The 9654-nt window shown below is 66.5% G+C and carries 13 protein-coding genes; 9 read left to right on the top strand and 4 right to left on the bottom strand.

Translation table 11 applies throughout. The features are described 5' to 3' along the window. Positions 1-213, bottom strand: coding sequence for a PLDc N-terminal domain-containing protein (locus tag C471_RS01375; RefSeq protein WP_049908909.1), 213 nt, complete (start codon positions 211-213; stop codon positions 1-3). Positions 214-314: 101 nt separating this feature from the next. On the opposite strand from C471_RS01375, the gene C471_RS01380 reads away from it, so the two are divergent. The 8 genes from C471_RS01380 (at position 315) to C471_RS01415 (ending at position 5769) form a co-directional block, all read left to right on the top strand. Then, positions 315-1577, top strand: a complete 1263-nt coding sequence (locus tag C471_RS01380) for a Zn-dependent hydrolase (RefSeq protein WP_004045967.1) — start codon at positions 315-317, stop codon at positions 1575-1577. Positions 1578-1617: 40 nt separating this feature from the next. Further along, positions 1618-2574 (top strand): mechanosensitive ion channel family protein, encoded by a 957-nt coding sequence (locus C471_RS01385; RefSeq protein ID WP_004045968.1) that lies wholly within the window; start codon positions 1618-1620, stop codon positions 2572-2574. A gap of 62 nt (positions 2575-2636) precedes the next feature. Continuing rightward, positions 2637-2918, top strand: a complete 282-nt coding sequence (locus C471_RS01390) for a winged helix-turn-helix domain-containing protein (RefSeq protein WP_004045969.1) — start codon at positions 2637-2639, stop codon at positions 2916-2918. 99 nt (positions 2919-3017) lie between these two features. After that, a complete protein-coding gene (locus tag C471_RS01395; protein ID WP_004045973.1) occupies positions 3018-3323 on the top strand; it encodes a hypothetical protein in 306 nt (101 codons plus the stop codon). A 173-nt stretch (positions 3324-3496) separates the two neighbouring features. Continuing rightward, positions 3497-3847: a PGF-CTERM sorting domain-containing protein gene (locus C471_RS01400; RefSeq protein WP_004045974.1), complete on the top strand. Its 351-nt coding sequence runs from the start codon at positions 3497-3499 to the stop codon at positions 3845-3847. Positions 3848-3952: 105 nt separating this feature from the next. Further along, positions 3953-4954: a transcription initiation factor IIB gene (locus tag C471_RS01405; protein ID WP_004045976.1), complete on the top strand. Its 1002-nt coding sequence runs from the start codon at positions 3953-3955 to the stop codon at positions 4952-4954. A gap of 107 nt (positions 4955-5061) precedes the next feature. Next, positions 5062-5241: a DUF7836 family putative zinc-binding protein gene (locus tag C471_RS01410; RefSeq protein ID WP_049908910.1), complete on the top strand. Its 180-nt coding sequence runs from the start codon at positions 5062-5064 to the stop codon at positions 5239-5241. 294 nt (positions 5242-5535) lie between these two features. After that, positions 5536-5769, top strand: a complete 234-nt coding sequence (locus C471_RS01415) for a UPF0058 family protein (RefSeq protein ID WP_004045982.1) — start codon at positions 5536-5538, stop codon at positions 5767-5769. A gap of 90 nt (positions 5770-5859) precedes the next feature. Here the strand turns inward: C471_RS01415 and C471_RS01420 are convergent, their stop codons facing one another. Together C471_RS01420 and C471_RS01425 are read right to left on the bottom strand one after the other, a co-directional pair. After that, entirely contained in the window at positions 5860-6249 is a 390-nt protein-coding gene (locus tag C471_RS01420) for a DUF555 domain-containing protein (RefSeq protein WP_004045984.1), read from the bottom strand. Positions 6250-6345: 96 nt separating this feature from the next. Continuing rightward, positions 6346-7272 (bottom strand): DNA-3-methyladenine glycosylase family protein, encoded by a 927-nt coding sequence (locus C471_RS01425; protein ID WP_004045986.1) that lies wholly within the window; start codon positions 7270-7272, stop codon positions 6346-6348. Positions 7273-7395: 123 nt separating this feature from the next. On the opposite strand from C471_RS01425, the gene C471_RS01430 reads away from it, so the two are divergent. Next, positions 7396-7893: an SRPBCC family protein gene (locus C471_RS01430; protein WP_004045988.1), complete on the top strand. Its 498-nt coding sequence runs from the start codon at positions 7396-7398 to the stop codon at positions 7891-7893. 38 nt (positions 7894-7931) lie between these two features. Here C471_RS01430 and C471_RS01435 read toward each other — a convergent pair whose 3' ends face one another. Next, positions 7932-9518, bottom strand: a complete 1587-nt coding sequence (locus C471_RS01435) for a sensor histidine kinase (protein WP_004045990.1) — start codon at positions 9516-9518, stop codon at positions 7932-7934. Between the last annotated feature and the right edge of the window lie 136 nt (positions 9519-9654).

Raw genomic sequence — 9654 nt, forward strand, 5'->3', positions numbered from 1 at the left:
TCAGTACCGATTTCGGCCGATGATCAGGTACAATACGAGCCCCAGAAGCGGCGCGAGGAAGGCGACGATCGCCCACAGGAACGCGGGCTGGTCGCTCCGCCGTTGCGCGTCCGAGTAGATCCAGACGATGATGCCGAGCTGTACGAGCAGCATGAGGAGGCCGATCAGGAAGAAGAGCACACCGGCTCCTCCCTGTAGCAGTATCGGGGACATCGTCCCCGGGAACTCGGGCGAAAAATAAGTGTCTTTGGTTGCTTTGCGGATTCCCCACGTCGACCACGAACCGTTTTGCACCTCCCGCCCCCCATCCGGGCATGGATCTCCCAGTCGACGCCGACCGGCTCCGCGAGGACATGGGGGCGAACGCGGCGTTCGGGCGGATCGCGGACGACGACCCCGAGAAGCGCGGGCGAACGAACCTGACCGGGACCGAGGCGAACCGGGCGGCCCGCGACCGACTAGTCGAGCGGTTCGAGGACGCCGGCCTCGCGGTCGCCGTCGACGCGGTCGGCAACCTCGTCGGGACGTGGACCCCCGACTCCGCAGACCCCGACGCGGCGCCCGTCGCGAGCGGGAGCCACCTCGACAGCGTCCCCGAAGGCGGGATCTTCGACGGCCCGCTCGGCGTGTACGCGCCGCTGGAGGCGGTGCGCGCGATGCGGGACGCCGAGGTCGAGCCGGCGCGACCGGTCGCCGTCGTGAGCTTCACCGAGGAGGAGGGCGCGACGTTCGGGGACGGCCTGCTCGGGTCGAGCGTGGCGACCGGGGTCACCTCGGTCGACGAGGCGCTCGCGCTCGAAGACGACGCGGGCGAGACGCTCGGCGAGGCCCTCGACCGGATCGGCTACCGCGGCGACGACGCGATCGATCCGGCCTCGTGGGCGGCGTTCTACGAGCTGCACGTCGAGCAGGACACGGTCTTAGAGGAGGCGGGCGCCGACGCCGGCGTGGTGACGACGATCACCGGGATCACCCACTGCGAGGCGACGATCGAGGGGGAGGCGAACCACGCGGGCGCGACCGCGATGGGGGACCGGACGGACGCACTCGCGGCCGCGAGCGAGTTCGTGCTGGACGTGGAGGCCGCCGCGAACGAGGTCGTCGCGACCGAGAGCGAGTCGGCAGTGGGGACGGTCGGATCGCTGTCCGTCTCGCCGAACGCGACCAACGTCGTCCCCGGTCGCGTCGAGGCGGGGGTGGACGTGCGAGACGTGAACACGGAATCGATGGAGGCGATCGTTTCTGCCGCGCGCGACTCGCTCGCCCGACTGGAGCGCGAGCGCGGCGTCGAGACAGCCTTCGAGCGCCCCTTCGACGTGGCGCCGACGCCGATGAGCGACCGGCTCCGCGACGCGGCGCACGTCGCGGCCGAGGCGGCGGGACGAACCGCGATCGACCTCCACTCCGGCGCGGCGCACGACGCGATGCGGGTCGCACGCGTCACCGACGCCTCACTCCTCTTTGCGCCCTCTCGCGACGGGATCTCGCACAACCCGCGCGAGTGGACCGACTGGGCGGACTGCGCCGCGGCGACGGAGGTCCTCGCGGGCGCGCTGGCGCGAGTCGCGAGCGAGTAGGCGTCACAACCGTTTTGCCGGTCGGCCGCGACCGACGACCGTGAGACGACCTCTCGGGCTCGGCGCCATCGTCCTCGGCGTCGCTTCGGCCGTGGCGGGCGGCCTCGTGGCGACGACCGGCGCGCTCGGCGACTGGCCCGACGTGATCGGCTACCCGGCGACGCTCGTCGTCGGACGGGCGCTGCTCGTCGTCGCCGTGTTCGGCGTGCTGTACGGGTCGTACCTCCTCGCCGTCCGGCTACTGATGCGATCGGCGAACAAGCGGCGCGCGTACAACACGCGGAACGTGTTGCGCCTCGCGTTCGGGTTCGTGGGGACGGTCGCGACGCTGGCGGTGTTGACGGAGAACTGGCTCGGCCTCCTCTTCTCGCTCGGGGTGATCGGCTTCGCGATCACGTTCGCGCTCCAGCAGCCCCTCCTGTCGCTCATCGCGTGGGTGTACATCACCGTCAAACAGCCGTACGGCGTCGGCGACCGCGTCCGGATCGACGACGCGAAGGGGGACGTGATCGGCGTCGACTTCCTCGTGACGACGCTGTGGGAGATCGACGGCGAACTGGTGACGACGAACCAGCCGTCCGGCCGGGTGGTGACGGTCCCGAACAGCGTCGTGCTCTCCTCGAACGTGGTCAACTTCGGCGGGGGCGGCTCGCCGTACGTGTGGAACGAGGTCGCCGTGCAGGTCGCCTACGAGACCGACCTCGACTTCGCGCGCGAGATCATGGCCGAGGAGGCGAGCGACCTCCTCGGAGAGGAGATGGCCGAGGGGATCGCGGCGTACCGCGAGGCGCTCGCCGAGACGCCCGTGGAGCTGGAAGTGCACGACGGACCGACGGTGAACGTGAAACAGGGCGAGTCGTGGGTGGAGCTCCGCGTCCGGTACCTCACCCACCCGCGTCGGGGACAACGCGTCAAGAATCGGCTGTACGAGCGGATCCTCGCCCGGTTCAACGAACACCCGGACCGCGTCGCGTTCCCGGTGAGCCGGAACCGGTAGCCGGACGCCGGACCTCGTCGGGGAGCGGTGGAGTTAGGTGGCGCGCCGACGATCGGAATACGATGGAAGCGGCACTCTGGTACGTGCTAACCGGAACGCGGGGCGGCGCGAACCGCGTCCGGCTGCTGCGGGCGCTCGACGACCGCCCGCGAAACGCGAACCAGCTCGCCGAGGACCTCGATCTGGACTACAAGACCGTTCGACACCACCTCGACGTACTGATGGACAACGACGTCGTCCAGCGCAGCGGCGACGAGTACGGCGCCGTCTACCTGCCGACGCCGAGAGCGCGCCAACACTGGGACACTATCGAAACGATCATGGAGCAAACAGATGACGACTGACGAGCCGGGGGTTCGGAGCCGAAGCCGCCGCGTTGCGGGTCGTATTCGGAACGAATTTGGGAAAGCGGTTATACCCGCTCCGGCGATAGCAGGTGTACGATGAGTCTCTGGTTCGACGTAGCGCGGGCCTCAGCGGGGGTGAACGTCGCCCTGCTGCTCGCGCTCGTCTGGGTGTGGGGGCGGAACTACGCGCAGTTCCGCTCGAAACACGCCCTCGGGTTAGCGATGTTCGGCGTGTTCCTCCTCGGGGAGAACGCGTTCGCGCTGTACATCTACCTGCTCGACCCGATGTTGTCTGCGTGGTTCGCCTCCGACGTCCCCGCCATCGCGTGGCGCGGGATGATGGCGCTCCACGTGCTCCAGACCTTCGGCCTCCTGTTCCTCGTCTGGGTCACGTGGGACTGAACCGATCGAGACCGCAGTCGTGGCGGGGTACCGGCGTGTCTCGCGGCTCCCGTGATCGAGCGCGTCACTGACTCGGAGGCGCGCTCCACCGCGTCGTCCGTCGTACGCGATCGTCGCTCTCGCTCACCGGCGTGTAGATATCGCATCGCCGGCGGCGAGCTGCGCGCGCACAGGTGACCGCGTTCGTCGACGCGAGCGCGCAGGACACCGACGGCGAGACGGTCGTCGTCGACGAGGCGTACGACTTCCCCAGCAGCGAGAGCGACGAGGACGGAAGCAGTGACGAAGCGCCCGGATTCGGCGCCGTGGCCGCGCTTGCCGCACTGATCGCGGTCGCGATCGTCGCGCGCCGTCGCTCCTGTGAACGGCGGGATGACGGCGGCGATCGGCGAGGGGTTCGAACACTATTCTTTATATATGTCGGAGGTTTCGACTTCGGCGTATCGGAGAATCAGCGGAAACGTCGTCGATCGCCATATCCGAATAGACGGCGTTTACAGCCGTTCTTCCAGTATCATCGTTGAGAGGTTAGGGCAAAGATTTATATATGCTCGTAACTTACTATTGGTTAACGAATCGGCGAGCCCGACGCCAGTATTTCTGTCGGGAGTTCGATCGGCGAGAACACCATGACTGAAACACACATACGCGGCTACAACGGCGAAACGGAGCGAGACCGAACTACGGAGTCGGCCGAATCGACCGTCGACGAGGCGGAGTCGACGGGCGAACAGACCACGACGTGCCCGGAGTGCGAGGGGAACCTCGTGACCGACACGGAACACGGCGAGACCGTCTGTACTGACTGCGGCCTCGTCGTCGAACAGGACTCGGTCGACCGCGGACCGGAGTGGCGCGCGTTCGACTCCAGCGAGCGCGACAGCAAGTCCCGTGTAGGCGCCCCGACGACGAACATGATGCACGACAAGGGGCTCTCGACGAACATCGGCTGGCAGGACAAAGACGCCTACGGCAAGTCGCTCTCCAGCCGTCAGCGCCAGCGGATGCAGCGACTGCGCACCTGGAACGAGCGGTTCCGCACCCGCGACTCGAAGGAGCGCAACCTCAAGCAGGCGCTCGGCGAGATCGACCGGATGGCCTCCGCGCTCGGCCTCCCGGACAACGTCCGCGAGACCGCCTCCGTCATCTACCGCCGCGCGCTGAGCGAGAACCTCCTTCCCGGCCGCTCCATCGAGGGCGTCGCGACCGCGGCGCTGTACGCCGCCGCCCGACAGGCGGGGAATCCCCGAAGCCTCGACGAGTTCACCGCCGTCTCGCGGGTCGACAAAATGGAGCTCACCCGGACGTACCGGTACGTGATCCGAGAGCTCAAGCTGGAGATCCAGCCCGCAGACCCCGAGAGCTACGTCCCCCGGTTCGTCTCGCGGCTCGACCTCTCGGAGGAGACTCAGCGGCTCGCCCGCGAACTGCTCGACGGCGCGAAGGAGTCAGGGATTACCAGCGGGAAGTCGCCGGTGGGCCTCGCCGCCTCTGCGGTGTACGCGGCCGCGCTCCTCTCGAACGAGAAGGTGACCCAGAGCCAGGTGTCGGAAGTCGCCGACATCTCCGAGGTCACCATCCGAAATCGGTACAAGGAGCTCCTCGACGCGAGCGAGGGGCTGACCGCCTAATTCGTCCCGCGCCAGCCAACGCGTCTCAGCGGCTCCCCGTTCTCGGGAGCCGATACGATCGGAAGCGCCACGTACGTTTTTAACCCGGCCGCGTGTACGTCGCCCACATGGTCGACGCGTTCGTCAGGCTCGTCTGTCCGGAGTGTAACAAAGAGTGGGAAGACAACCCTGCAGACCTACAGCGTCTCCGTTCGAACTTCAGCTGTCCCGACTGTCACGCGACGCGACGACTGACGGAGTTCATGCGGACCGAACGCGACCTCGAAGCCGTCAAACAGTTCCAGTAGCAGACGGTCGGTCCGGCCGTCCGTCGAGCAGGTCGGTGATCGAGCATTAGGTCGGTGATCGATCGCGCGCGACGAAGAACAGGATCCGAAACGCACCAACAGGATCCGAAACGCACCGACGGACGCAATTTCTCGACGTCCGTCGGTCGGTCGTCGGGAGGAAAATTCGAAAACCCTCCCGATCGATGACGCGAAAAGACGCGTCTCCGCCCCGGAAACGGGAAATCAGAACTATCCATGGTAACGTGACTCAGGATAATAATATAAACCTCCGGTAGCAAAGGACTGGTACTCATGAAGAAGCAGGAACTCATCCACCTTCACGGCCTCCTCGCGGAAGTACGAAAGCAGTGCGAGTTTTGGGACGAGGACATTGACCTCGACGCCTATGAAGAACTCGGCGTCAAACCGACATCGATTCACAAGTCGAAGACCGACCACAAAGCCGCTGTTTTTAAGCTGACTGACGGAATCACCGAGCCGATGGACGAGTCCGAGTCGGAGCCGCTGGCCCCGACCGCAGACTAAATCTTCGTCGCCGCCTGCCGGCCGATCGCTACGTTTCTAGTGGCGACGTCGTCGTTTCGAAGCGGTCACCGAGCACTCGGTGGCGAGGTGTTACTCCCGAGCGCCGTTCGCGCCGTCTGCATCGCCGTCGGCGTCGACGGCGTCCTCCTCGATCTCCTCGACAGAGAGCACCTTGAGCGGGATGTTCCGGAGCCGCTGTCCGATCTCCTTGCGGGCGACGCGGCTCGCGTGCTCTTCGCGGTCGACGTTGAACACGTCCATCTGGAGTTCGAGCGCGACGAGGGCCTCGTCGGCGGCGACGAACGCCGGCGGGAGCTGCTCGCCGCCGGGCGACGTGCGGCTTCCAGTCTCGATCTCGACGTAGTTGAGGTCCGGATTGAGCATCTCGCCCGTCTTCGAGATGGCGATCCGGACCGCCTCGTCTGCGGTCTCCACGTCGTACACCGGAACCGCGGCCTCGACGACGACTCGGCAGTCCATCACGGGCCACCGTACCACGCGAACCGGTATGAAAGTTCGGCCGACAGGTCTCCAGACCGAAACGACGCCGGCTCGGGGGAATCGATCCCCGGCGAGCTACTCGCCGCCCGCGCGGAGGTGATAAAAGACGTACGTCTGCGCGTAGCCGGCGAACTCCCCGCCGAACCGCTCTCGAATCGCGCGCGACGTGTCGGCGTAGTTCCCGCGCTCGCAGTCCGGGTAGTACTCCTCGATCGTGGTCCGGATCCACGTGTCGAGCGGGACGGCTTCGAGGAAGCCCAACGAGAACAACAGCACGCAGTCGGAGACCTTGTCGCCGACGCCGACGAACCGCGTCAGCGACTTCCTGGCCTCTTCGTAGGGGAGGTCCGCCGCCTCTCGCGGATGCGCCTCGCCGGTCGCGATCATCTCCGCGGTCCGTTGCACGTAGGGTGCTCGGTACCCTAAGGAGAGGTCGCGAAGCTCCTCCTCGGTCCGAGAGGCGAGCTGGTCAGGACTCGGGAACGCGCGGTGTTCCTCGTCGTCGAGCGTGACAGCGTCGCCGTACGTCTCCCGAAGCCGGCGCTGCATCCCGTGGATCCGGGCGACGCGCATCTGTGCCGAGCAGATAAACGAGATCAGACACGGAAAGACGGGGTCGCGCGTGAGTCGCATCCCCTCGTAGGCGTCGTACGCCCGTTCGAGGAGGGGGAGATCCGGCGTCGCGTCAAGGATCGTGTCGAGGTCGTCGTCGAGCCGGAGTAGGTGTTCCAAGAGGGGAGCGGCGTCCACCGACGACTCCCAATGAAGGGTCCCCTCGTGGACACCACCCTCCTGTCGCACCCGGACCGGGACCCGCTCGTCGATCACGCCGGGTATCGGGTCGACGACCGTCTCGTACCACGCATCTCCGCCGTAGGCGTGGAGATTCTCGTAGGTTCCACCGTCGGCGCGGTTCCAGAGGTAGCTCTGTCCGCTCTCGACGGTCGCTTGGAGGTCGAACGGGCCGGCCAGATCCGCGATGTCGATCGCGCCTCGCTCCATTACTGATCCGGTGGTTCCGTGACCGTATTCGGGTTTCGGTCGGCGGATAGCGATCGCGATCGCGTCGAGTCCGTGGACCGCCGCCGAAGGGGGGTTTTTGCCCGTTCGTCCCCTACGAACGGTATGCCGACGTACCGACGAACGACCCGCGTGCCGGCCCCCATCGACGAGGTGTGGGCGTTCCACTCCACGATCGACGGGCTCCGCGAGCTCACGCCCGATTGGATGCACCTCCGTGTCGGGGGCGTCGAAGGGCCAGACGGGGAGACGGACCCGGACGTACTCGCTGAGGGGTCGCGGATCCATATGTCGATACGGCCCTTCGGCGTCGGACCGCGACAGCGGTGGATCTCCCGGATCACCGAACGGGAGCCCGACGGAGAGTCCGCGCTCGGCGATCGCGCCCGCTTCGTCGACGAGATGTCCGGCGGGCCGTTCCGGAAATGGGAGCACACGCACGCGTTCTACGCCGACGGCGAGGAGACCCTGCTCGTGGACACCGTCGCGTACCGGCTCCCGTTCGGGCCCCTCGGGGACGCTGCGGGTCCGTTCGCGAAGGTCGGGTTCGAGGGAATGTTCCGGGACCGTCACCGGCGGACGGTCGCCCGATTCGAACCGTAGGGCCGGCGCCGCGGTCCTGAGCCGGAGCTCTCGAGCGGTTAGGCGGGAGTCACCGCGGCCTCCGCTTTGAAGGCGACCTCGAACACGGCGCCGCCGTCGTTGTGGACGTCGACCTCCCAGCCGTGGGCGTCGACGATGCGGTCGACGATGGCGAGTCCGATACCGGAACTGTCCGCGGTCGAAAACCCGGAGTCGAAAAGCGAGTCGCGTACGTCGGGCGGGACGCCCGGCCCGTCGTCGGCGATGTACATCCCGTCTCCGGCGTCTCCAGATCGGGGGCCGATTTCGACGGTGACGCCCGGACCGGCGTGGTCGACGGCGTTTCGAAACAGGTTCTCGAACACCTGTCGAAGCCGGGTCGGATCCGCACGCACCTGGCCGACCTCGTCGGCGATCGTCAGTGTCGCGTCGGGCGCGCGGACCGTCTGCCAGGCTTCCTCGGCCACGCCGGCGACGGATATCAGTTCCGTGTCCCCGATCGTCTCGCCACGTTTCGCCAACATGAGGAGATTGTCGATGAGCGTCTCCATCCGCGTCACCGCCCGATCCATCGGCTCGTACGTGGATTCCGGGACCTCTCTCTTGACCGTTTCTAGGTACCCCGAGAGCACGTTCAGCGGATTCCTGAGATCGTGCGAGACGACGGCGCTGAACTGTTCGAGCTGTTCCGTTCGGCGGCGGAGTTCCAGCCGCCGATCGTTGCGTGCGATGGTGTACGCGATCAGATCGGCGAACGTTCGATAGAGGTCCACTTCCTCGTCGGTCCACACGCGCCACGCGTCGGTCTCGAATGTCAACACCCCGATTAAATTCCAGTCGGCGACGAGCGGTACGAGAACGGTCGCCGGCGCCTTCCCCTCCTCGAGCGCGGCGTCATCTCCGTCCGCAGAACGGTCCGTCGACCCCGGCGGAACAGACGACCGGACCACGTTTTCGAACGTCGAGAGGCTACCTCCGTCGGGGAACCCACCGATCGGACGCAGCGCGGTGTCGCACCCTTCGGGACACCAGGTGTACGCCGGCTCAAACATCTCTCCCTCCCGAAGGTAACAAACCATCCGGTCGAGTTCGGCGTGTTCGCCGACGTTTTCCATGGTCCACCTGATCTTCGTGTCGACCTCGTCGGACCGCGTGCTCATTAGCGTCGATCCGGCGTCCAACAGAACCTCACGGAGCCGAGCGGCGTCGTCCGATCCCAACCGAGCCCGTCTCGGTTCCACCGCGTCGAGCAGCCGCCCCACGAGCGGATCGGCCTCAGATTCCGACTCGGACGCGTCGGATTCCGAGCCCGCGACCACGTCGTCGGCACCAGCCCGAAGCGCGAGACGGAACCCCTCGGCGGTCGCCGTCTCGAGAACGACGATAACGGGCACGCGATCCGGCGTCGCCGCAAGCCGGTCAGCGACAGACGGATCCGTTGCCGCGTCGCCGGTCGTGACAATGCCGCAGGCGTCGGACAGTGGCTGCAGATCGGTCTCCTCGTCCGCCTCTAGCAGTACGTCCGTGGCGATCGCTCGGTCGTCCGGAGCCCAAGACCCGCTCCAGGCGCTCTCGACCGCATGTGACACGCGCGCCCGCACGTCCGGATCGTCTCCGACGTACGTCACGGCGGAACGCCGATGCATACCGTGAAATCGCACCAATCGCATTTGAAGGTTAACCCGCAAATATCGGTCGCGTTAAGTTAGAGGATGAGGCGGACGATTTCTGAGTGTCTATGACAGAATTCGACCGCCTCAGCGAACGTATCGCCTGGATCGA

Origin of the sequence: Halorubrum saccharovorum DSM 1137 (assembly GCF_000337915.1) — an archaeon.
Lineage (GTDB): Archaea > Halobacteriota > Halobacteria > Halobacteriales > Haloferacaceae > Halorubrum > Halorubrum saccharovorum.

Bases quoted from the DNA above. Each gene is read 5' to 3' on its own strand.
- C471_RS01435 (WP_004045990.1), bottom strand. From the start codon at position 9,518: ATGCATCGGCGTTCCGCCGTGACGTACGTCGGAGACGATCCGGACGTG.
- C471_RS01430 (WP_004045988.1), top strand. From the start codon at position 7,396: ATGCCGACGTACCGACGAACGACCCGCGTGCCGGCCCCCATCGACGAG.
- C471_RS01380 (WP_004045967.1), top strand. From the start codon at position 315: ATGGATCTCCCAGTCGACGCCGACCGGCTCCGCGAGGACATGGGGGCG.
- C471_RS01390 (WP_004045969.1), top strand. From the start codon at position 2,637: ATGGAAGCGGCACTCTGGTACGTGCTAACCGGAACGCGGGGCGGCGCG.
- C471_RS01405 (WP_004045976.1), top strand. From the start codon at position 3,953: ATGACTGAAACACACATACGCGGCTACAACGGCGAAACGGAGCGAGAC.
- C471_RS01395 (WP_004045973.1), top strand. From the start codon at position 3,018: ATGAGTCTCTGGTTCGACGTAGCGCGGGCCTCAGCGGGGGTGAACGTC.
- C471_RS01425 (WP_004045986.1), bottom strand. From the start codon at position 7,272: ATGGAGCGAGGCGCGATCGACATCGCGGATCTGGCCGGCCCGTTCGAC.
- C471_RS01415 (WP_004045982.1), top strand. From the start codon at position 5,536: ATGAAGAAGCAGGAACTCATCCACCTTCACGGCCTCCTCGCGGAAGTA.
- C471_RS01410 (WP_049908910.1), top strand. From the start codon at position 5,062: ATGGTCGACGCGTTCGTCAGGCTCGTCTGTCCGGAGTGTAACAAAGAG.
- C471_RS01420 (WP_004045984.1), bottom strand. From the start codon at position 6,249: ATGGACTGCCGAGTCGTCGTCGAGGCCGCGGTTCCGGTGTACGACGTG.
- C471_RS01375 (WP_049908909.1), bottom strand. From the start codon at position 213: ATGTCCCCGATACTGCTACAGGGAGGAGCCGGTGTGCTCTTCTTCCTG.